Consider the following 21,965-nt stretch of genomic DNA (forward strand, 5'->3'; position numbering starts at 1 on the left):
CGTCAAGGTGCTACACGGGTAATAGTTGCCCATAATCATCCTTCTGGGAGTTTAGAACCCAGTGAAGCAGATATAGAATTGACTCGTCAGTTATTAGCCGGCGCGGAACTCCTAGCTATTCCCATTTTAGACCATTTAATTTTAGGTAATGGCACTCACCAGAGTATAAGAGAAATTACAACTTTATGGGATGAATGCTTTAAAACAAGTAAGTGCAAGGTTTTGGCAAATGGAGTCTCAAAACAGTTGCATTTTTCCTTGTCGGATCGGATATGAGAAATTGAGGATATCCAGATAGTTGAAACTATTCCCTATTCCCTATTCCCTGTTCCCTGTTCCCTATAGGTATGAGGTACACATTTTGCGGGCAAGACTTGTACTGAGCTTGTCGTTCGCCTAGCGTGGCGTTAGCCATAGTATGCCCGCACCACAAAAGTTTGATTATGGTTGTACCTCATTTGAATGAAATATGCTGTATATGCTAGGTAACATTGACCAATGACTCCTTGATGGTCAATCCAAAATCTTAAATTCAGATGAGCATGAACAGTGTAATTACTGCTTTTACTCAAGGCATCATTGCTTTTGTAGCTACTAATATTGACGATATTATTATTTTGCTGCTTTTATTTTCCCAGATAGATAATAATTTTCGCCGTAGACATATTTTTGTCGGTCAATATCTTGGTTTTATTGCCATTATTATCCTCAGCTTACCAGGGTTCTTTGGTGGCTTAGTTATTAAAAGAGAATTAATCGGATTATTAGGATTATTACCAATAGGTATTGGGATTAAACAATTACTAAAACCAGAAGAGCACAATACAGAAATTCAAACTGTTAATACTAATTTATTAGAGTCATCACATCCCAATAAGATATTCTCTTTTTTATTAACGATACTTCATCCAAACACTTATAAAGTTGCGGCGGTGACAGTTGCTAATGGTGGTGATAATATTAGTATTTATATTCCCCTATTTGCTGGTCAAAATTTTGCTAGTCTACTAATTATTTTGGCTGTATTTTTAGGCATAGTAGGGGTTTGGTGTGGTATTGCTGATTTATTAAGTCGTCAAGCTACAATTGGTTATATTTTAAGTCGTCATGGTAAAGCTTGTGTCCCATTGGTGTTAATTGGTTTGGGGCTATTTATTATTTATGAACGTGGTACTTTTGACATCATTAGGTCTTTGTCAAGATATTGAACAACCTGCATTATAAATTGCTTAATTATGCCTGTAAAACTAATTTCCAACTAACCATCATTAAAATGCTATAGATAATAAATTTTAGTGGACGTTGTGGTGTGATTTCGCAAAGTTTAGCACCAATAAGAACTCCTGGAACTGAACCGATCCAAATTGGTAATACTAAACTCCAATTCACAGTTCCTAATGTTAGATGTCCCAAAGATGTGAAAATTAATAAAATTGCGGCTTGAGTAATATCTGTACCTACTAATTTATATGCATCTAGACGGAAAAAGGCGATTAAAACCAAGGCAAACATAGAACCTGAAGAAACGCTTGTCATCCCCACAGAAAAACCCAAAAGTGCGCCAATTAACAAAGTTAAAAAACGTCCTTGATTAGTTTTAACATTTAATTTTGGCAATTCTGGTAAATTAACTTTGGGAAAAAATATCATCAACAACATTTGTATTAATGCTGTCAATGTGACGATTAAAATCATGACACTTAATAACTTTAGTAAAAGGTTATCTATGTTTTGTTCGCCACTATTTCTGATTTGGCGTAAAACTTCTACGCCCAGCAATGACCCAGAAACACTACCCATTGTCAACCATTTAACTATTTCTATATCTAAAGTTTTTTGTTGCCAATGTTTGATTCCCCCCACGACTTTCATTAATGTGGCAGCTACAACATCAGAACTAATAGCAACAGAAGGAGGAACTTGAAAGATAAAAATTAACATCGGCGTAATCAGAGATGCACCACCTATTCCCGTTAAACCGACAATAATACCAATGAAAAAGCTAAAAACTGGTAATAATAAGTAGTCCATATTTGTAGTTGATAGTGGGCTTTAGCTGTGATCTAGAAAAGTTAAGTATGACTCTATACCTGATAATCAGACTGTCATAACTACTCAAAAAAAGGTTTTTTGCTTAGTGAAAATGCTGGCGTTTATTTTTTCAATGGACAGAAACACCTTAAACTTGATTGGTTTACCGTATTTTATACCTAAATTTATAAAATGTCTAGTGTCAATATCTGTAAATTTAATTTATTTTTTCCGATAATCAGGTTTGGGAGAGGTAAAAAGTGTGAATTATTGCCATAAATACAAACAACAGTTACGGGAGATTATATTGCTGATAAAACTAAATAATATCGGTTACCAAGTACCAATTCTATGTGAGACTAAACCAAATAAATTTAGATCATCTTAATTATGTTGGGTTTCCTTGCGTCAACCCAACCTACTGACAACTGAAATATTAAGCACATTGGTAGGGTGCGTCAAACAGCTAAAGCTTTGACATCTATGGGAAGATAGATTCCTTTGCAATTCCATTTATTTTTTGTAGTCTGACCATCACCTAAAAAATATAATGCTATTCCTTGGGAGTAATCATCTTCTTCTAAATTTGCTTCTGGTCTATAGATGGCTAGAGTTTTACCTGTGTGATTAGTGCATTGTCCCTAATCAATTCCTGATTTAAAAGCTAATTTTTGTAATTCTAAATCATTGATTTTTTGTTCTACTTATTCTGGTGTATACCCTTCAAGTGCTGTCTGTGTAGGTTTTGAGAATATTGAAATTAAGTACCTGAGCAGAATTAGAAAGGATTTTGAGTAGATGTTATTTGATTTTGGAGTAATAAATAATTGGCAATTTTAAATTACCATCATCAATTCAGATTAGCAACAATACTTTTTTTGATTATGATACTTATTGATTGCTATAAATACTAGATTTATCAATGAGAAAAGCCTTATATTTCTAAGGATTTTAGTGAAATACTTCTAATAATTCCGTAGTGTATTTTTGTTGGACTAATAAAAAATATTTTAAAAATATTTTTATCTTAAATTAATTCCCACAAACTCCGATGATCTTCTGAGGATTCATTTATAAAAAAGAAATTACAAAAAAATATGATAAATCCCTTGCATAATAAAAAGATATCATGTAACATTTAATTTGTTCAAGTAAGCACAACTAATAAAAGCGACTGACAGTAGTAGATATGGGGGTTATCTATAAATAGCAGTTGCAGATTATTAGAGAGAATTTTGTACAGAACCTATAAATTATTGTTCTGACAAATCTAGAAGGTATAACTAAAAATTAGCTATAGCCAAATATAACAACCGTTTCACGCTTTGTATTTTAATAGGATTAGGTGCTTTCATCTTCCTTGACAGTAATAGTTTCAGTGTGATGCCATTTAATTAAGAAGTAACAGATCATTGGTAAAAGTTTGATCAATTACCAATCACCAAGGACTAATGACTAATAAGTAATAAACCAAGAGGAATTAAAATTGAGTATACTAGCATTTTCTTTATTAGTTTGGCTGGGATCATTTAGTGCAGGTTTAGTAGGAGCATTAACAGGATTAGGCGGTGGAGTGGTCATAGTTCCCTTATTAACTTCCGTTTTTGGTGTTGATATTCGTTATGCCATTGGTGCTTCCCTTGTCTCCGTAATTGCCACATCCCTTGGTTCAGCCTCTACTTATATTAAAAAAGGTTACGCTAATCTGCGTTTAGGAATGTTTCTAGAAGTAGCCACCACTATTGGCGCTCTTCTGGGGGCTTTAATTGCCACTCATGTAACTGTAAAAATACTGTCATTAATTTTAGCAATTGTATTAATTTATTCAGCATACTTATCTCAACGCCCCAGACCAGAACACACAGAAATTGTTGATCCAGATCCCATCGCTGAATATCTCCAGCTTAATGGTACTTATCCTACTACTGAAGGTGTAATACCGTACCAAGTTCATGCTTTACCTGCTGGTTTTAGTATTATGTTAGTAGCTGGAATCCTTTCCGGTTTATTAGGAATTGGTTCAGGGGCATTTAAAGTGTTGGCCATGGATCAAGCTATGGGTCTTCCTTTTAAAGTTTCCACTACTACCAGCAATTTTATGATTGGGGTAACAGCCGCAGCTTCAGCAGGTGTTTATTTAACACAGGGATACATAGATCCGGGTTTATCTATGCCCGTGATGTTGGGAGTGTTACCAGGTGCTTTTTTGGGAGCAAGAATTTTAATCGGTGCTAAAACTCAAATTCTGAGAATTATTTTCAGTTTTGTATTGGTGGTAATGGCATTAAAAATGGTGTATAACAGTCTCATAGGAGGGTTATAATTATGTATAAATTAAATTCTGGTTTTCGCTGGACTTCCACAACCCAAATAGAAAGAAAAGTTAGCAATTTCTCTTTTGAATTAAGGGGGCAAGATTCTGATATTCAAAAGTTAGAAGAACAAGGATTTAATCATCATGTTGATAATGTTAACCAGCAAAAATTTACAAAATCAGCTAGTGAAAAACAATTAGAATATATACTCAGCAATCTCCTAAAATATGGAGTTTTAATTGCGAGTTTTGTAGTATTATTGGGCGGTATATTATACTTAATAAATCATGGTTCTGAACCTGCTAAATACCAAGTATTTATAGGTACACCATCTGAGTTTCACTCCCCAGCAGGTGTAGTCAATTCAGTTTTGGCAGGTAGTCGGAGAGCAATTATTCAACTAGGTTTGTTAATACTAATTGCTATCCCAATTTTGCGTGTGATTATTTCTTTCTTAACTTTTCTTTTACAGAAAAATTTTATCTATGTCATCATTACATCATTAGTGCTTGCTAGTCTAACTTATAGCCTAGTCGGAGCGTATTATTAAATATTTTTCACCATAAATAAAAATATTTTGAAGAGTCAGGAGTCAGGAATAAGGGAGAAGAAATAAATTTCTCCCCTGCTCCCGTCATTTTTAGGTTGACAGACTACTAGATGCTAGACATTTTCTTTCTACTTTATTTAGTTTGTTGTCACCTAAGTTACTTTTTCCCTGTACTATTTCTTTGTAAAGTTGCCTATAATTTACCCCCTGGCTTTGCCGTCCCTCCTTGCTAAGGGGGACTACAGGGGGGCTGATTATGTGTATCTTCGTAGAAAATTGGTATAAGTCCTATTCTTTTTCCTAAAACATAATATACTTGTTAAGCTTATTGAAAAATTAAAAGTTAAGTAACTTTTAAGACAGAAAAAAGTAGCGAAGAATACGAATCGTATTTAATGAGAGCAAACATCGTAGTGGGAGAGGAACAGCAACAAATGTTCAAAAAAATGGTTGTTATTGCATCTTTAACGTTGTTTTTGGTGGGAGGAGTATTAACAGGAAATGCCTGGGCAGCAACTCCGGGGGCGATACCTGCTCCTGATACAGGAGATACAGCCTTTATGCTCATTTCATCAGCCCTGGTTTTATTAATGACACCGGGATTAGCATTCTTTTATGGTGGTTTTGTGCGATCGCACAATATTCTCAACACATTAATGATGAGTTTTGTGTTGATGGGAATTGTGGGAGTAAGCTGGATTTTGTGGGGTTATAGCCTGTCTTTTGCCCCTGGTTTACCCTTCATCGGGGGCTTACAATGGTTAGGGTTAAACGGTGTCGGCTTAGAAACAACAGGCTATCTGCAAGGTTCAGCCCCGGCAGAAGTTGTTTCCTATGCTAAGACAATTCCCCACCAAGCATACATGATCTATCAAGCCATGTTTGCAATTATCTGTCCAGCCTTAATTTCGGGAGCGATCGCTGAACGGATGAGTTTCCGTGCATATTGCCTATTTGTGTTGCTTTGGTCTACCTTTATCTACACACCCCTGGCGCACATGGTTTGGGCAAAGGGAGGATTTTTAGGGTTATATGGCGGCATAGGCGCTCTAGACTTTGCTGGTGGAACAGTAATTCATATTAGTTCGGGTATTTCGGCACTGGTAGCAGCAATTGTCCTTGGTCCAAGAAAAAACTATCCAGATCGTCTTAGCCCTCCCCACAATGTCCCCTTTATTTTGTTGGGTGCGGGTTTACTTTGGTTTGGTTGGTTTGGCTTTAATGCTGGTAGCGCCTTATCCGCCGGCACAGTCGCCACAGTAGCCTTTGTTTCTACCAATACATCAGCCGCCGCAGCTGCTTTAATGTGGTTGATTTTAGAAGCTACATTAAGAGGAAAACCCACTGCCGTGGGAGCAGCTACCGGTGCAGTTGCCGGTTTAGTTGGTATTACCCCCGCCGCAGGATTTGTTACACCCGTAGCTGCAATTTTGATTGGTTTCATTACCTCCGTTGTCTGCTTCTATGCGGTCAGTTTTAAGCACAAGGTACAAGTTGATGATGCCTTAGATACCTATCCTGTACATGGCGTTGGTGGTACTATTGGCGCGATTTTAACAGCTATTTTTGCCACAACTGAAGTTAATGCTGATGGTAAAGATGGTGTTTTGCGTGGTAACTTCGGTGAATTATTTGTGGAATTAGCAGCGATCGCTCTAGCCTATATCATTGCTGGAGTTGGAACTTGGATCATCCTGAAAATTATTGCCGCCACAGTTGGTTTACGAGTTCCAGAACAAACAGAAGATCAAGGCTTGGATATCAACGAACATGGGGAAGAAGGTTATAACACAGAGTATGCAGATCGTATTTCTAGTAGGTAGAACTTTCTGAAAAAGTCTGTTTCTGGGGTGCGAAATGTGGGATAAAAAGGTGCGTTAAGAAACGCACCCTACAAAAGATTAACTATCTGTTTTCATCTTCCAATCTGGTTTCACAACTTGACGACTTCTTGCAATTACCAAAGAATCATCAGGGACATTTTCTGTCACCGTTGAACCTGCGGCTATGTAGACATCATTACCGATAGTAATAGGTGCAACTAAAACACTATTAGAACCGGTTTTGGTGCGATCGCCTATAATTGTTCTATGCTTCTTCACACCGTCATAATTAGCGGTAATTGTCCCCGCGCCCACATTCACCTGAGTTCCAGTTGTGGTATCACCTAAATATGATAAGTGTGCTACGTTAGTGCGATCGCCTAATTGGGTATTTTTCAATTCCACAAAATTACCAATTCTGCAACCAATACCCACCTTAGCATGACCACGTAAGTGGGCATAAGGTCCAATTCGAGTTTGAGATTGAATAATACTATCTGTAACTACAGAATATTGAACAGTGACATTTTCACCCAATTCACTATTTTCAATTAAACTCCCCGGTCCAATGCGACTACCAGCTTGAATGATCGTTTTTCCTCGCAAATGTGTTTGCGGTTCAATAATTACATCTGGTTGTAATTCAACAGTTTCATCAATCGTAATACTAGCAGGATTAATTAGCGTCACACCAGCTAATAACCATTTTTCTTTAATGCGTCGTTGCAAAATATCATTAGCATTTGCTAATTGCAATCTATCATTAATTCCCAGAATTTCTTGATCGTCTTCCACATCTACAGTCATGACTTTACCGACCTGAGTTACAGCGTCAGTTAAGTAATATTCTTTTTGGGCATTATTAGCTTGTAAATGTGGTAGGATGTTAACCAAATCTGGCCAACGGAAACAGTAAATACCAGCATTTACTCGGTTATTTTCTCTTTGATTAGGAGTACAATCTTTATCCTCAACTATTTTTTGAACAATACAGTTACTATCACGAAAAACCCGTCCGTAACCTTGGGGATTTGTTAATAGTGCGGAAAGAATAGTACAAGAATTTTGATTTTTTTGGTGAATTTGTAAGAGGTTTTTTAAAGTTTCCGTCCGCAACAAAGGCACATCACCATTTAAAATTAATAAATCTCCTGTGTAGCCTTCTAAATGGGGAATTAATTGTTGAATAGCGTGTCCTGTGCCTAATTGTACAGTCTGTTCGATAAATTCCAAGCCATGAATTGAATCCAAAGCGGTTTTTACTTCCTGGGACTGATAGCCAACAATAACTAACTTACGTGAAGGTGAAAGAGGTTCAGCACTTTCAATAACTCTTTCTACTAAAGATTTACCGCCCAAAGAATGTAAAACTTTGGGTAGATTAGATTTCATTCTTGTGCCTTTTCCAGCAGCGAGAATTGCGACAACAACCATAATTATACTTTTCTGATTTGCTCCCTTTCATGTCAAATCATATCAGTTATGGCAGATGTCAGAACTCCCTGAGTCAGAATTTAGGATTAATACAGTTTTATCTCAGTATTTTAATTTAGTGAACATAGGAGTGAAAATTATCGTAGGGACAATTCATGAATTGTCTCTACAAGGGTTTGGTGGTTATGCACATTTACAGCATATGTCATTCAAATGAAGTACAACCATAATCAAACTTTTGTGACGCGGGCATCTTGCCCGCAAAATGTGTAACCCATACGCACTTGAATGAGATACAGAATTTACCTAAAAAACTATACACTCTCATGACTTTCAGCTCTGTTCCCTATTCCCTGCGATGCACTGAGCTTGTCGAAGTGTTCCCTGTTCCCTGCCATATTTTCATTTTCGGTAATACTTTCTCCCTTAATCAGGTGCAAGATGTTAGTCACTCTTTATGATGGATGTAGGGGTTTAGCACTGTTAAACCCCTACTGATTTGTAATAATCTCTTTTTGTGTGATTGAAAAAGAGGTAATTAAAAGAATTTCTTCTCCTATTCCCTATTTAAAAGCAACTTTCACGTTAGCAACAGTTACTTCCTTTGTAGCTGCTTCCATATTCACAGTTGCCGAGACACTAGAACCCTTAGACCACAACCACACAGCAGGAGCAACACCTAATGCTAAACCTAGCAATACAGGAATAGAAAACCCAGCCGCTAAACTCATAATGGTGGCAAAACCAAAGTTACCCAAATAAACCAATAAAGGCAAATTTACTTGATAATGGTCTAATTTAATGGGGTTTTTGCTCCATAACAAAGCCGCTACAGTCATGAATAAAGAACCTGTACCCATCCAACCGGCAAAGTTCTGGTAAGGCATCCCAAAGAAAGCCCCTGGTTGTTGCCAATACCAGAAAGGCAAGGCAGTTTGACTCATGGCTGGGTCAAGGACGAAATCCCAGGATGTGAGTAGTAAAGCACCTAAGAAAATTGCAGCAACATGACGGAAGAAACTAGGCTTTTTGTCTACTTCTAAACCTGCACGAGCTAATATATAGGAAACACATCCTACATAAAACCATGAAAGAGGAATTGTAAAAGGTACTAACCCAGAAATTTTATAACCTAAACCACTTAAATAGCTGTAGTGACCAAAGGGAAAACCTGTACTAGTTCCCAATAATTCACTAATTAAGGAAATTGATAGGGATGGTATTAAAAATCCTAAAGCCCGTCCTAAGCCTAAAGTGCGGTATGCAAATAGGAACACTCCCAGCGCTCCTAAAATCATGTATGTTACACCACCGCCCGCCATGCTCAACTCCATAGCCTTCTGGCCAAACTCTGATAAACCGCTAATTAGTTCAGCATTGGGAATAATAACTAATATCCCGACCAGTCCAAATACCATAGAAACGAGATGGCCAATTATGCTTATGCGTTCAACGAGAACAAGTTGTTTCATGATTAATCCTTAATGATATGCCAGATGGCTACTCAACTGCTAACAGTTTACAAATATTTATGAACATATTTAACTAAATGTTGATTTTATTCTCTCAAAATTGTCAACTAGAGAGGGAATTTAACATTTAAAAACCTTATAGGTTCTGTCGATCTGTAAAATAGGCTGTCACGCATTGAAATTTTTACTTGAGACAAGGGAACAGGGAACGGAGAACAGATAAGAGTTTGGGGGAGAAATTTCTTTATTCTTACTTAACTCTTCACTCCTGATAGGGTAGCGTGGTGTAAGCCTACTTCTGATAGCGTTCACGTAGTGTGCCGAAAGCATAGCGTGGCGTTAGCCATACTCCTGAATTCCTAAACTTCTGACTCTTGATATATGTCAACCTTGAAAAAGATTCCCTGGTTTACGCTTGTGCTTGTATTTATGAGTTATATTACCTTGGGTTGGGTAATATTTGAAGATAAATCCGATTGGTCTATATGGTTAATAACTGTTGCAAGTGTTTTATTATTTCTTATGTGTTTAACTAATCCTAGATTTAAACTCAGAGAATATTCTGGTATCTTTTTTAAAAACAATTCCAGGACTTTTGGTGTTACTGTCTTGGCAGCTTTCCTATTTTTTCTCATGATTGCCTGGTTTCGGGTATTTCTTGATACTTTACTCATTTTATGTGCGACTATCTTAGCTAAAATAGATTTTCAAGCTGTTGATTTAAAACCAGAACTTACTTTCGCTTGTATATCTTTTTGTTCGCTTTTAGGTTTAGGACTGGGCGCACTCATCAACTATTACATTTAAAATTAGTATGTAGGGTGTGTGATGGGGTAGGATAACACACCCTACAATTCAATTTCTTGACACAGGTTTAAATGTTAGCAAGAATTTACTTAATCAATAACTAGCTCGCTACATCTTCTACTGTTACTGCATAAACGCTAACTTTCTTTTGGCTTTTACCCTTTCTTTCAAAAGTAACTACACCATCAATTAGAGCAAATAAGGTATCATCACTACCAATACCAACGTTGTTACCAGGATGAACCTTAGTACCGCGTTGACGAATAAGGATATTACCTGCACGTACAGTTTGTCCACCATAGCGTTTTACGCCTAATCGTTGAGCATTCGAGTCACGACCGTTACGTGTACTACCTGTTCCCTTCTTATGAGCCATGATTTCCTCTTGTTTCTATTTATTGTATTTATGCCGGGTTTCTAGTTATCTAGTTTAAGCTGGTAAGAGGTGATTGGGCATGAGGTAATTAGTTTCGGTGTTGTTAATTTGTAGTAAAGAATTTCTAATAACTTCTCTACGCTTAAAATTCATGCTTGGCTAGGACTTAAGCACGAAGTAATCAAAAAACCTGATTCTTCGGCAGGGGTAATTCATGAATTACCCCTACTTTTGTGATCTTTTGCCTAGGTCTTGTTGGTTTTAGCAACGCCGTAGTTTTTCTTGCCTCTTGCCTCTTGCCTCTTGCCTCTTTGCTTCTTGCCTATTTATTCTTCAGCAACTTCTATGGGGAAGTCAGCTTCAATAACTGGGTTTTCTGCGCCAGTTGGGGCATCTTCATAAGCTAATACTTCACCGTTAAGATTGATAGAATTAATCAAAAATCTGGTGATTTCCTGGCGATGTCCGCGTTTTTTGCGGGTTTTCTTTTTCGGTTTCATCTTATAAACCAGGACTTTGCGACCTCTGAAGTGCCGCATAATTGTCCCTTCGACTGTTGCGCCTGTGACTAATGGCTGTCCAATAGACAGTTGGCCGTCGTGGTTAACAAGTAATACTGAGTTGATGGTAACTTTTTCATCTGCTTCGGCGTGGAGCAGTTCAATGTCGTAAAAACGACCTGCTTCTACTTTCAGTTGTTTACCGCCGGTTTCAATAATTGCGTAGGTCATTAAATTAAATTGTCCTTGATGTGCCGTACAGGTAGCTGGCTCTAGTCTCCCGTAGTAAAGAGGCTATTTGCTAAATTTTGCCAGCTTTTGCAGTATGTCTACCTGATCCGAGCAGGAATTAGACTAGACAGACAATCCAATATAATGCCTGATTGGGTACTAATTTGTCAAGTTTCAAGGGGCAGGGGAGCAGAGGGAAAAAGGCAACAGTCACGAGTCAACCGTCAACTGTCAACCATTTCTGATTTAAAATTGCTGTAAAAAGCGCAAATCGCTGTTATACAGGCGGCGAATATCATCAATTTGGTGTAATACCATGGCAAAACGTTCGACACCAAAACCGGCAGCAAAACCGCTATAAACTTCGGGGTCATAACCTACGGCTTTTAATACATTGGGGTCAACCATGCCGCAACCCATGACTTCTAACCAGCGTCCTTTCCACTGGAGGTCTACTTCGGCGGAAGGTTCGGTAAAGGGGAAGTAACTGGCACGAAAGCGAATGGGTAGGTCGCCAAACATTGATTGTAAAAATATTTTTACAGTGCCTTTGAGGTCTGTAAATGTGAGTCCTTCATCTACTGCTAAGAGTTCAATTTGATGGAAGACTGCGGAGTGGGTGGCATCTACGTCATCTCTGCGATATACGCGACCGGGGGCAACAACTCGAATGGGTGGTTCTTCCTTTTCCATGTAGCGAATTTGTACTGAGGAAGTGTGAGTTCGGAGTAGGTTACCATCTGGGAGGTAGAAGGTGTCTTGCATATCGCGGGCGGGGTGATCTTGAGGGGTGTTGAGAGCCTCAAAATTGTAGTAGTCGGTTTCCATTTCTGATCCCTGAGCAACGGTGTAACCCATGCCAACAAAGATATCCAGGGTTTTATCAATGATGCCGTTGAGGGGGTGAATGTGACCTTGGGGACGATAAGTACCGGGCATGGTGACATCTAGGGTTTCAGCTTCTAGCTGTGCCTGAATTTGAGCGTTTTCTAAGGATCTACGCTGCTGATCTAGGCTGTTTTGGATGGCTTCTTTGACGGTGTTAGCGATCGCCCCAATTTTCGGACGTTCTTCTGCACTCATTTGTCCCATGCTTCGCAATAGCGCCCCTAGTTGGCCTTTTTTGCCCAGATAGTTAACTCTGAGTTCTTCTAGGCGTTCGAGACTATCGGCAGCAGCGATCGCTTTTTCCCCTTCTTGGCGTAATGCTAAAAGTTGATCCTCTAAATTGTTCGTCATTGGTAATTAGTTATTTTAGTCATTAGTCATTAGTCTATATTCTCAAGCCCTAGACTGGATAGTAAATTGGTAGTTGGTGACGGTTGACTGTTAGGAAGGTTTTCCCATTCCCCAAGACCATTATCCAAGGATTTGGTGGTTATGCACATTTAATTACCACCAGATGTCTAATAATTAAAATGACTAATGACCACAGACTAAATCAAATATGAAATTACTAATTAGTAACGACGATGGTATTTCAGCTTTGGGTATTCGTGCCTTAGCTAATACCTTAGCTGTAGCGGGTCACGAAGTGACAGTAGTTTGTCCAGATCGAGAGCGTTCGGCAACTGGACACGGTTTAACTTTACAGCGACCCATTCGGGCGGAAAGAGTGGAATCGGTATTTCATCCCCATGTTAAAGCTTGGGCTTGTGATGGTACGCCTTCCGATTGTGTAAAATTGGCTTTATGGGCTTTATTGGATTCTCCACCGGAATTAGTTCTATCTGGAATTAACCAAGGTGCAAATATGGGAACAGAGATTCTCTATTCCGGTACTGTGTCAGCAGCTATGGAAGGTCTGATAGAAGGTATTCCTGGTATTGCTTTTAGCCTAGCTAGTCATACTCACAAAGACTTTGAACCAGCAGCGAAATTTGCGGAAATCTTGGTTGCTAAAATTGCTACCGAACCTTTGGCAAGTTTAATGTTACTGAATGTGAATATTCCGCCAGTATCCTGGGAAGAAATGGCTGGTGTTGTCTTTACCAGACAAGGGATTAGACGCTACGTGGATGTTTTTGATCAACGTACTGACCCTAGAGGGAAAACTTATTACTGGTTAACTGGTGAGGTCATAGAAGATGTTGAACCACCTATAGAATTGAATTTACCGACGGATATACCCCTGGATGTTCATGTCGTCCCACAGAACTATATTAGTATTACTCCTTTACAGTACAATCTCACTTACGGTTATGGATTGAATCAACTATTCCGGTGGCAATTGCAATTTCCGTAGATTCAGGTAAGTTAATCTTAGGCGAAGAGAATAGTTTTCAGTAACTTTACTGAATCTTTACTGACTTGGTTTTATCTTTTTCTTCTGCCTAGAGTTATGAAAGAGGGTTAAGTAGTTGGACAAAATTAAATTCACTGTTAGAATCTGAAATCAATAAGTAAGCTGATTTAATTGTTATAATCAGGTGTGTGAACTAAAATTTTCGTCTTGTCAAGTCTTGAAGTAAATTAAATTGTCCCCATCTGGGTGAGAAAAGAATTTAGAAAGGGCAAATATGGAAGGGGATTCTGGGATATCCTTAGATAGAAAGGATATTGGCGAAATTGTTGTAGACACTGAAAAAGTTTCAATATCTCAACAATATCTGGACTGATTCAAGGTATCTCTTACAAATACTGTAAATCAATTCACAAAAAGGACGGTTACGAATTACGAATATGGAAAATCAAAGATTTGTTAATTCCTCAACTGTCCCTTTCGTTGTTTGTGCTGGTGCACAAAATTACTCAAGGGACGTTTCGCAGTTAACCCTCCATTCCTCCCATCACCAAACTGAGTACAGTTTTGGTGGGGGTCTCCTGGAGGTTTAGATGAAGCTGGCAGCAAGAGTAAGTCAGGTAACACCCTCCATCACCTTAGCCATCGCAGCTAAAGCTAAGGCTATGAAGGCCGAGGGGATAGATGTTTGTAGTTTTAGCGCGGGTGAACCGGATTTTGACACCCCAGCCCATATCAAAGCCGCAGCCGCAAAGGCTTTGGATGAAGGTAAAACCAAGTATGGTCCGGCCGCTGGTGAACCCAAATTACGGGAAGCGATCGCTCACAAGCTAAAAAATGATAATGGTTTAGATTATAAGGCAGAGAATGTCCTTGTCACCAATGGCGGTAAGCACTCTCTCTATAATTTGATTGTGGCATTGATAGACCCCGGTGATGAGGTGATTATTCCCTCACCCTACTGGTTAAGTTATCCCGAAATGGTGATATTAGTTGGTGGTAAGCCGGTGATTGTGGAAACAGATGCTTCCAATGGCTACAAAATCACCCCAGAACAGCTAAAAAAAGCTATTACCCCAAAAACTAAGTTATTTGTCCTTAACTCCCCTTCTAACCCTACAGGGATGGTATACACGCCAGAGGAAATCAAAGCTTTGGCCAAGGTAATAGTTGATGCAGATATCTATGTTGTCTCTGACGAGATTTACGAAAAGATTCTCTATGATGGTGCTGAACATATCAGCATAGGTTCTTTAGGTGAAGAAATTTTTTCTCGCACCTTAATTAGTAATGGTTTTGCGAAAGGTTACTCCATGACTGGTTGGCGCTTGGGTTACTTAGCTGGACCCCTGGACATTATCAAAGCGGCCAGCACTATACAGGGACATAGTACATCAAATGTGTGTACTTTTGCTCAATATGGAGCGATCGCCGCTTTGGAAAGTTCTCAAGAGTGTGTAGAGGAAATGCGTCAAGCTTTTGCTAAACGTCGTCAGGTAATGTTTGAAAGACTCAACGCCATTCCGGGTTTAAGTTGTCCTAAACCAAACGGTGCTTTTTACCTCTTCCCTGATGTTACCAAAACGGGTTTGAAATCCCTGGAATTTTGCAACGCTTTATTAGCAGAACATGAAGTTGCAGTCATTCCCGGTGTAGCTTTCGGTGCTGATAAAAATATTCGTCTTTCCTATGCTACCGATATGGAAACCATTGAAAAGGGAATGGATAGATTAGAAAAATTTGTCCGTTCTCGAATTTAATAGTTGACTGTTGACTGGTTCCTTTGTTAAAACAAACCCATCTCCTGTAAACCCTGATGAAGTCGTTGTGCTTCTTCAGGGTTATTTAGTTCATGGAGAGAAATGGCATATTTAAAAGCTTCTAAACTACTTTCCACATCACCAACTTTCAAGAGTACAACCCCTAAATTTTGATAAGCTTCTGCATAATCAGGATCCAAATTAATGGCGTTATTATAGGCATCAATAGCTTCAGTAAATAACCCCATAGCCTTACATACCATACCTAAATTATAATGCCCAAAAACAAAATTAGAATCTATTTTTATTGCTGTTTCATAGGCAATTTTTGCGTCTGGTAAATCGCCTACAATTTTCAATAAATTCCCTAAATTATTATATCCGCCTAATTTTAACAAAGGATAAATAGGTAATTTAACCGCAGCCTGATAATGGGCAATTGCTAGAGGTAAATCTTGTAAGTGAGTATGGGCAATTCCTAAATGATAATGCAATTCATATAAAATATCATAATTTATATCTTCATCAAAAGCAACTTCTACTTTCTGTGGTTGGGAAATTTTTAATTTCTCCAACGGGTTTTTCTCTTCATTAACTTGATGATGAATTAATTTATTTAAGCCCCGATTTAATAACTCCATCCCTAGATCAATTTTACCCATTTGTATATACAAAGCCCCCAATTTACTGCAAACATAGGCATCATCGGGATGATTTGCTAAAAACCCTGCCATTGCGGTTGCAGCTTTAGTATATTTATTCTGTTCATTAATTATAGCTTTTTGATAACCAGAATGGAGAATTGCGACTCCCGGTAAATAACCAACTTGCCAATGTGGTTCTTGATGTAAAATTGCCGTCACACTATCATCAATTAAAGCATGATAAGGGCGATCAAAATATATATTTGGGTGATTACGAAATAGTCGAGAAACGAGAGAATAAGGTGATTGTGTTGAACCCACTTCTTGACGCACCAGATTAATAACCAGATATTCTTCCTTATGAATAACCACTTCCAGAAAAGGAATAATTTCTGGAGTTAAAGTTTCATCAGCATCTAAAACTAAAATCCAATCACCCGTCACATATTTTAAAGCCTCATTTCTAGCATCACTAAAACTATTATTCCATGTCCAATAATAAACCTTAGCCCCAAATTGTGCAGCTATCTGAGGCGTTTTATCAGTTGAACCCGTATCTAGAACTACAACTTCATCAACGAAATTATTAACACTTGCCAAACACTTTGGCAAAGTAGTTTCCTCATTTTTAACAATCATGCACAGACTAACTTTCATCTGGTAACACTATGGTATTTACAACTGTGGTCAATAATACAACACAAGTCAAGAAGCAATACAATTGAGTTAGAAAAATTCCTCCCTCCGTGTCCCGTGCGTCCTCTGTGGTTCCTATCTCTTACAAAATATATTTAAACAGGATGGAAATAATCATAAATATCTTGCGCTAACCGTGAACCAATTCCGGGAACTTCAGCTAATTGTGTAGTTGTAGCTTCACGAATATAATCAAGTGAACGAAAATGCGCTAATAGCAACTTTTGCCGATGTTGTCCCAAACCGGGAATTTCGTCTAAACGCGATCGCTTTAGTTTATCACTTCTTTGTTGACGATGAAAACTCACAGCAAATCTATGTGCTTCATCTCGCAAACGTCGCAATAACTGTACTCCTGGTTGTTCCGCATCGGTTTCTAAAGGTTTTGATGAATTTGGTAAAAAGATTTCTTCTCGCTTTTTTGCTAAACTGATAACCCGTAAATCTGCGAATAAATTCATTTCTTGTAAAATACCCACAACCGCAGATAATTGACCTTTACCACCATCAATCATAATTAAATCAGGCCAGTCAGCATTACCCAATCTTTCTAATTTAGGGTCTTCAATATATTTACGAAATCTTCTATGAATAACTTCCGCTAAACTGGCAAAATCATCGGAATGTCCAATAGTAATATCAGGATTTTTAATTTTGTAATGTCGGTAATATTGTTTCGCTGGTAACCCATCAATAAAAACCACTTGCGAACCTACCGCATGAGTACCTTGAATATGAGAAATATCATAACCTTCAATGCGATGAGGTAAATCTGGTAAATCGAGAATAGTAGCTAAATCTTGAGTTGCTTGTAAATTGCTATCACCCAATTTTTGCATTCTTTGTAATTCATATTGGGCATTTTTTTCTACCATTTCTATTAATTCGGCTTTACTTTGTCGCAAAGGGGCAATAATATTGACTTTTTTCCCTTTCCTTGCCGTTAAAATATCTGCCAAAATCTCACTATCTGGTAAATCATGTTGTACTAAAATCTCGCTGGGAATTTCGACATTTTCCGCAGTTTGGTAATGTTCCTCTAAAACTCGTTGTAAAATTGCTCCTGGTTCGGGGTGAGAGTTAGCGACAAAAGCTAAACGTCCAACTAATTTACCTGCACGAACTTGGAATAATTGAATATAAGCGTGTTGATCATCGGCGGCTAAAGCAATCACATCTCGTGATACGGTATCATCAGGTAAGGATACTTTTTGTTGTGCAGTTAAGGATTTTAAACCAGTAATTTGATCCCGAATTTTAGCCGCAGTTTCAAAATTTAATTCTTCTGCTGCAACTTCCATTTGTTGTGTTAAAATATCAATTAATTCCTGAGTGCGTCCTTGAAATACCATTGCTATTTTTTGGATAATTTTATGGTATTCTTCTACAGAGATTAACTGTTGACAAACACCAGGACAACGACCAATATCATAATTTAAACAAGGACGATCTTTAAATAAAGGTTGTGGTCTTTGTCTAACGGGAAAAATTCGGTTACAAATGTGTAATATTTCCCTCAATAAACTAGAATCAGTATAGGGACCATAGTATTTATCTTTTGCTTTCCCTAGTTGACGTTTACGAGTAATGAAAATGCGTGGATATGGGTCTGACCAAGTAATACAAACATAGGGATATTTTTTATCATCTTTGAGTAAAACGTTAAAATATGGCTGATGTTGTTTAATTAAATTAGCTTCTAGTGCTAATGCTTCTGCTTCTGTATCAGTGACGATAAATTCAATTTCTGTCACTAATTTAACCATCGTGTTGATACGTTCCGTCTTGTTGGTGGAGTCGCGGAAATAGGAACGGACACGAGAACGCAATTTACGAGATTTACCTATATATATTAGGCGATCGCTCCCATCTCGCAGCAAATAAACCCCTGGTTCTGGGGGAATTTCTCTCAAACGGTTTTCTAAGGATTCTGGGTTTTTATATAGTGGTAATGTTTTTTCAGATATAGTCACAGCCAAAAATCAGTAATTGTATCAATATACATTCTTGATTTTAACAAGCTCTCCTAATCTGAGCAATTTTGTCGTTAGACATCTGGTATGAAAGAATTTAGAGACGTTCTATGGAACGTATCTACAGCTAAATTCATTCGTAGCAGGGGACAGGTGACAGTTCATAACCAATAAACCCTTGTAGGGAGAATTCATGAATTGTCCCTAGGATAATTTTCACTTTCATGTGTAATACTTATTACTCTATAATAGAATAGGCAAAAATTTTTGCATAGACAAAACGCCAATTAACAACTTAGGAAGTATGGTGGAAATAGAGGTTTTGTTGCTCAAGTAGGTTAGAAAATATGGACGTTGAGGAACTAAAACGGCGTTATGTTGCAGGAGAAAGATATTTTATTTCTGCTAGCTTAGTCAAGGCTAAACTGATTGATGCTTATTTGCCAGGAATTAATTTATGGGGTGCTGACTTAAGCGAAGCGAATTTAGCTAAAGCTAAACTTTGGGGTGCTGATTTAAGTAGAACGAATTTAGCTAAAGCAAATTTGACTAGAGCAAATTTATCTGGTGTGAATCTGAGTGAAGCAAATTTGCGCGGTGCGAAGTTGTATTATACTAAGTTGTATGGTGCAAATTTGCATGGTGCATATTATGACGAAAGCACTAAATTTCCCAGAAATTTTGATCCGGTTAGTCACAATATGCAAAAGTTGTAACTACTTAAACTTCTTCTAGTGCTGATATGGGGAATTTTTCCCCAGCTAAATAAGAGGAAAAGTGCTTTTCAAAATACAGCCAAGATGTCATATCTTCTCCCTCAACATAAGTTTTTGGTGCTGCTTTATATAAAGGAACGCGGTTATTAATTTCCTCTTCTAAAAGTGGGTGTAATTCTTCTACACTGCCAACTTTATAACCTGTAGCACTATAAATTAAATAACCAGGATGTTGACCCATTTTCATCCAAGGCAACCATTGACCAATTCTATCCCAAGATAGGCTTAACTGAGTAACTGAATTTAGTTCTGAATTTTCTAATTCTGCTCTAAGAACAGAGATTTTAAATAATTCTGCTGCTTGATATATTTCCCCAGGACAATAATCAGTAAATTCGGGCTTTTTGGACAAAGGATTGGGATAATTAGGAAAGATATCAAAGACGAAATTAGTTTTTTCTCCTTCTATTTGCACGGGTATTTTATTTTTAAATTGCCCTTGAACGGGACTATTGGCAACGTGCATTACTGTAACTATTTCCTGTGTCCAAGGGTTTTCCCATTTATGCAAAATTTCTTTTGTTTCTGGGTGGAGATAATAGGTTAATTCCCTAGAGGTAAAATCCCAACTGTCTTCACCTGTAGGAATACAACGACTCACACTCATACCCACAATTTTAAATAATAATTGTCGTTTTTCTCCAGGAATAAAACTATAAATATTCCCTGTCCAAGTGAGAAAATTCGATTCGTTAGCATCTAGAGAAGCACGGGTTTTAATCCATTGTTTAATATCTACTAATTGGTTTTGGGCTATCATGTTATGTTTCCTCTAATCTTAAAAGTTGTTAAATTGGCTAATTTTTACTCATTTTCTAATATATTCCAAAAATAACCATCTGGTGCAACAAAGGAAAAACTCTTTTCGGTAAATTCATTATTCACAATTTCTGTAACTTGCTGCGCTGGACTTTCTCGTACTTGCTGCCAATAAGTTTCTATTCCTTGGACTCGGTAAGTATAAAGACACATTCCTAAACTGCCAGGTTTGGCATCTGTAAAACGCGATTCTAACGTAATATTTTCTGGAAATCTAATAATATAAAGTCTACCACTTCGCGCTGCCATAAAGTCAGTTTGAGAAGACCGAGGATCATCAAAAGCTGTAACGATAAATTTTTCTCCTGGGTTAAGTGCAAAAATTTCTCTTCCTGCTAAAGATGATTCATAAGTAGTTTCTATATTATCACGTACACACAATAAACCTAAAACTTGTTCATAGAACTTGAGAATTTCTTTAGTGTCATCTTGTACAACTAAACCTACATGGGTAAACTGACTGGTTTTTAAAGACGCGTGATGATTAATATGTCCATAATTAGGAACATCATAACCAAAACGTTGAAATAAAACTTGCCGAGTTAATGGTTGGAGTAATAGCATTTCTCGCACTCCCACCAAAGGTTCTACAAAAGGACGACTTTTTTTGTCTTTATTATAAATTACCTCCCAATGCGGTTGTGTGTAAAGAATATTTTCACCAATTGCTTTTGCAGCTTCGGCATGATTTAAAATATCTAACATATTAGCAGTTAATGTAGTAGCCCAACGATTACCTTTAACTTTCATGGAAGTAATACCTAAACCCGTAGATGTGGGATTTTCCCAAATCATCAACCGAATTAATCCATGATCTACATTTTGATGATAAAGTCGAATTGACTGTAAAGATGAATTGACTTGATATAATTGATAAGCTGTGGCTGCGGTTAATTCTCCTATTTCCCCAATATGATAACCAAATTGTTGCCAATATTGAATTGCGGAAATAGCATCGGTGACACCAATGCAGACTTCATATATACCGCCAATTGTTGTATTATTGTTGGGATTCATAATTTATTTAGGTGAAAACTTTTATGGTTAAACGGAATAACGCAGTTAATTCTAGTCCTACAAATGGAGGAAGTTATGAAGCTAAGATAGCAGAAATTGAAACTATTATATCTCGTATTGAGGGTGGTGAATTAGAATTAGCAGATGTATTTGCAGAATTTGCGACTGCGGTTGAGTATTTAAAGGAATGTGATAGTTTTTTGCAGCAGCGACAGGAACAGGTAGATTTGTTAATTGAAACGTTGCAAGATGATAACTAGGAAAATGAAGGTCAGGTAGAATAAACAAACCCAAGAATTCAGGTAAGGTAAAAAGATCCCCGACTTCTGTGATCAATTTATCATTTATGGACACAATTAATAAAAGAAGTTGGGGATCTGGGTATGAACGATTATTGAACGCGGATAAACGCCAATGATTGTAGGTAAAGAGCGATGAATTAATGGATTTTATAATTCTGTGCAGTCTCACCTATAGCAGTAGTCAGGAGTCAGAAGTC

General features: G+C 37.6%; 19 protein-coding genes and 1 pseudogene. 10 read left to right on the forward strand and 10 right to left on the reverse strand.

Annotated features, from left to right (window positions below):
• Window positions 1–198, forward strand: a pseudogene (locus CUN59_RS08580) (JAB domain-containing protein); the annotation flags it as partial.
• 344 nt (window positions 199–542) lie between these two features.
• Window positions 543–1,208, forward strand: a complete 666-nt coding sequence (locus CUN59_RS08585; RefSeq protein WP_104387454.1) for a cadmium resistance transporter — start codon at window positions 543–545, stop codon at window positions 1,206–1,208.
• A gap of 25 nt (window positions 1,209–1,233) precedes the next feature.
• Here the strand turns inward: CUN59_RS08585 and CUN59_RS08590 are convergent, their stop codons facing one another.
• A complete protein-coding gene (locus CUN59_RS08590; protein ID WP_104387455.1) occupies window positions 1,234–2,031 on the reverse strand; it encodes a sulfite exporter TauE/SafE family protein in 798 nt (265 codons plus the stop codon).
• Window positions 2,032–3,517: 1,486 nt separating this feature from the next.
• On the opposite strand from CUN59_RS08590, the gene CUN59_RS08605 reads away from it, so the two are divergent.
• The 3 genes from CUN59_RS08605 to CUN59_RS08615 all read left to right on the forward strand — a co-directional run bounded on the left by CUN59_RS08605 (window position 3,518) and on the right by CUN59_RS08615 (window position 6,719).
• Window positions 3,518–4,354, forward strand: a complete 837-nt coding sequence (locus tag CUN59_RS08605; RefSeq protein WP_104387456.1) for a sulfite exporter TauE/SafE family protein — start codon at window positions 3,518–3,520, stop codon at window positions 4,352–4,354.
• Between the two features lie 2 nt (window positions 4,355–4,356).
• Complete coding sequence (locus tag CUN59_RS08610) at window positions 4,357–4,896, forward strand: DUF1634 domain-containing protein (protein WP_104387457.1); 540 nt, start codon at window positions 4,357–4,359, stop codon at window positions 4,894–4,896.
• A 434-nt stretch (window positions 4,897–5,330) separates the two neighbouring features.
• The gene (locus tag CUN59_RS08615) at window positions 5,331–6,719 is read left to right on the forward strand and encodes an ammonium transporter (protein ID WP_104387472.1); all 1,389 of its coding nucleotides are present in this window, start codon (window positions 5,331–5,333) and stop codon (window positions 6,717–6,719) included.
• 78 nt (window positions 6,720–6,797) lie between these two features.
• Here the strand turns inward: CUN59_RS08615 and glmU are convergent, their stop codons facing one another.
• Window positions 6,798–8,153 carry a bifunctional UDP-N-acetylglucosamine diphosphorylase/glucosamine-1-phosphate N-acetyltransferase GlmU gene (glmU, locus tag CUN59_RS08620; RefSeq protein ID WP_104387458.1) on the reverse strand — a complete coding sequence of 452 codons (1,356 nt, stop codon included), beginning with the start codon at window positions 8,151–8,153 and terminating at the stop codon, window positions 6,798–6,800.
• 563 nt (window positions 8,154–8,716) lie between these two features.
• Entirely contained in the window at window positions 8,717–9,625 is a 909-nt protein-coding gene (gene cruF, locus CUN59_RS08625) for a gamma-carotene 1'-hydroxylase CruF (RefSeq protein WP_104387459.1), read from the reverse strand.
• A 429-nt stretch (window positions 9,626–10,054) separates the two neighbouring features.
• Between cruF and CUN59_RS08630 the strand changes: the two genes are divergently transcribed.
• Entirely contained in the window at window positions 10,055–10,432 is a 378-nt protein-coding gene (locus CUN59_RS08630) for a hypothetical protein (RefSeq protein ID WP_306460509.1), read from the forward strand.
• A gap of 100 nt (window positions 10,433–10,532) precedes the next feature.
• Here CUN59_RS08630 and rpmA read toward each other — a convergent pair whose 3' ends face one another.
• The 3 genes from rpmA to pheS form a co-directional block, all read right to left on the reverse strand.
• Entirely contained in the window at window positions 10,533–10,808 is a 276-nt protein-coding gene (gene rpmA / locus CUN59_RS08635; RefSeq protein ID WP_104387461.1) for a 50S ribosomal protein L27, read from the reverse strand.
• Window positions 10,809–11,134: 326 nt separating this feature from the next.
• The gene (gene rplU, locus CUN59_RS08640; protein ID WP_104387462.1) at window positions 11,135–11,539 is read right to left on the reverse strand and encodes a 50S ribosomal protein L21; all 405 of its coding nucleotides are present in this window, start codon (window positions 11,537–11,539) and stop codon (window positions 11,135–11,137) included.
• A 246-nt stretch (window positions 11,540–11,785) separates the two neighbouring features.
• On the reverse strand, window positions 11,786–12,778 hold the full coding sequence (gene pheS, locus CUN59_RS08645; RefSeq protein ID WP_104387463.1) for a phenylalanine--tRNA ligase subunit alpha: 993 nt from the start codon (window positions 12,776–12,778) through the stop codon (window positions 11,786–11,788).
• A gap of 208 nt (window positions 12,779–12,986) precedes the next feature.
• On the opposite strand from pheS, the gene surE reads away from it, so the two are divergent.
• Together surE and CUN59_RS08655 are read left to right on the forward strand one after the other, a co-directional pair.
• The gene (surE, locus tag CUN59_RS08650; RefSeq protein ID WP_104387464.1) at window positions 12,987–13,784 is read left to right on the forward strand and encodes a 5'/3'-nucleotidase SurE; all 798 of its coding nucleotides are present in this window, start codon (window positions 12,987–12,989) and stop codon (window positions 13,782–13,784) included.
• A gap of 590 nt (window positions 13,785–14,374) precedes the next feature.
• On the forward strand, window positions 14,375–15,541 hold the full coding sequence (locus tag CUN59_RS08655; protein WP_104387465.1) for a pyridoxal phosphate-dependent aminotransferase: 1,167 nt from the start codon (window positions 14,375–14,377) through the stop codon (window positions 15,539–15,541).
• Between the two features lie 26 nt (window positions 15,542–15,567).
• Here CUN59_RS08655 and CUN59_RS08660 read toward each other — a convergent pair whose 3' ends face one another.
• Together CUN59_RS08660 and uvrC are read right to left on the reverse strand one after the other, a co-directional pair.
• Complete coding sequence (locus CUN59_RS08660) at window positions 15,568–16,842, reverse strand: glycosyltransferase (RefSeq protein ID WP_104387466.1); 1,275 nt, start codon at window positions 16,840–16,842, stop codon at window positions 15,568–15,570.
• Window positions 16,843–16,976: 134 nt separating this feature from the next.
• Complete coding sequence (gene uvrC / locus CUN59_RS08665) at window positions 16,977–18,854, reverse strand: excinuclease ABC subunit UvrC (RefSeq protein WP_104387467.1); 1,878 nt, start codon at window positions 18,852–18,854, stop codon at window positions 16,977–16,979.
• Between the two features lie 347 nt (window positions 18,855–19,201).
• Between uvrC and CUN59_RS08670 the strand changes: the two genes are divergently transcribed.
• On the forward strand, window positions 19,202–19,570 hold the full coding sequence (locus CUN59_RS08670; protein WP_104387468.1) for a pentapeptide repeat-containing protein: 369 nt from the start codon (window positions 19,202–19,204) through the stop codon (window positions 19,568–19,570).
• A gap of 4 nt (window positions 19,571–19,574) precedes the next feature.
• Here CUN59_RS08670 and CUN59_RS08675 read toward each other — a convergent pair whose 3' ends face one another.
• Window positions 19,575–20,390, reverse strand: a complete 816-nt coding sequence (locus CUN59_RS08675) for a DUF1838 domain-containing protein (RefSeq protein WP_104387469.1) — start codon at window positions 20,388–20,390, stop codon at window positions 19,575–19,577.
• 44 nt (window positions 20,391–20,434) lie between these two features.
• The gene (locus CUN59_RS08680) at window positions 20,435–21,466 is read right to left on the reverse strand and encodes a VOC family protein (RefSeq protein ID WP_104387470.1); all 1,032 of its coding nucleotides are present in this window, start codon (window positions 21,464–21,466) and stop codon (window positions 20,435–20,437) included.
• A 23-nt stretch (window positions 21,467–21,489) separates the two neighbouring features.
• On the opposite strand from CUN59_RS08680, the gene xseB reads away from it, so the two are divergent.
• Window positions 21,490–21,726: an exodeoxyribonuclease VII small subunit gene (gene xseB / locus CUN59_RS08685; protein ID WP_104387471.1), complete on the forward strand. Its 237-nt coding sequence runs from the start codon at window positions 21,490–21,492 to the stop codon at window positions 21,724–21,726.
• The last annotated feature ends 239 nt before the right edge of the window (window positions 21,727–21,965 follow it).

The organism is Cuspidothrix issatschenkoi CHARLIE-1 (assembly GCF_002934005.1).
Taxonomy (GTDB): Bacteria; Cyanobacteriota; Cyanobacteriia; order Cyanobacteriales; family Nostocaceae; genus Cuspidothrix; species Cuspidothrix issatschenkoi.

Excerpts from the sequence above, each read along its gene's own strand:
- CUN59_RS08630 (WP_306460509.1), top strand. The coding sequence starts at position 10,055 with ATGAGTTATATTACCTTGGGTTGGGTAATATTTGAAGATAAATCCGAT.
- rpmA (WP_104387461.1), bottom strand. The coding sequence starts at position 10,808 with ATGGCTCATAAGAAGGGAACAGGTAGTACACGTAACGGTCGTGACTCG.
- CUN59_RS08615 (WP_104387472.1), top strand. The coding sequence starts at position 5,331 with ATGTTCAAAAAAATGGTTGTTATTGCATCTTTAACGTTGTTTTTGGTG.
- CUN59_RS08660 (WP_104387466.1), bottom strand. The coding sequence starts at position 16,842 with ATGAAAGTTAGTCTGTGCATGATTGTTAAAAATGAGGAAACTACTTTG.
- CUN59_RS08590 (WP_104387455.1), bottom strand. The coding sequence starts at position 2,031 with ATGGACTACTTATTATTACCAGTTTTTAGCTTTTTCATTGGTATTATT.
- pheS (WP_104387463.1), bottom strand. The coding sequence starts at position 12,778 with ATGACGAACAATTTAGAGGATCAACTTTTAGCATTACGCCAAGAAGGG.
- CUN59_RS08585 (WP_104387454.1), top strand. The coding sequence starts at position 543 with ATGAACAGTGTAATTACTGCTTTTACTCAAGGCATCATTGCTTTTGTA.
- xseB (WP_104387471.1), top strand. The coding sequence starts at position 21,490 with ATGGTTAAACGGAATAACGCAGTTAATTCTAGTCCTACAAATGGAGGA.
- surE (WP_104387464.1), top strand. The coding sequence starts at position 12,987 with ATGAAATTACTAATTAGTAACGACGATGGTATTTCAGCTTTGGGTATT.
- CUN59_RS08655 (WP_104387465.1), top strand. The coding sequence starts at position 14,375 with ATGAAGCTGGCAGCAAGAGTAAGTCAGGTAACACCCTCCATCACCTTA.
- CUN59_RS08670 (WP_104387468.1), top strand. The coding sequence starts at position 19,202 with ATGGACGTTGAGGAACTAAAACGGCGTTATGTTGCAGGAGAAAGATAT.
- cruF (WP_104387459.1), bottom strand. The coding sequence starts at position 9,625 with ATGAAACAACTTGTTCTCGTTGAACGCATAAGCATAATTGGCCATCTC.
- glmU (WP_104387458.1), bottom strand. The coding sequence starts at position 8,153 with ATGGTTGTTGTCGCAATTCTCGCTGCTGGAAAAGGCACAAGAATGAAA.
- rplU (WP_104387462.1), bottom strand. The coding sequence starts at position 11,539 with ATGACCTACGCAATTATTGAAACCGGCGGTAAACAACTGAAAGTAGAA.
- CUN59_RS08675 (WP_104387469.1), bottom strand. The coding sequence starts at position 20,390 with ATGATAGCCCAAAACCAATTAGTAGATATTAAACAATGGATTAAAACC.
- CUN59_RS08680 (WP_104387470.1), bottom strand. The coding sequence starts at position 21,466 with ATGAATCCCAACAATAATACAACAATTGGCGGTATATATGAAGTCTGC.
- CUN59_RS08610 (WP_104387457.1), top strand. The coding sequence starts at position 4,357 with ATGTATAAATTAAATTCTGGTTTTCGCTGGACTTCCACAACCCAAATA.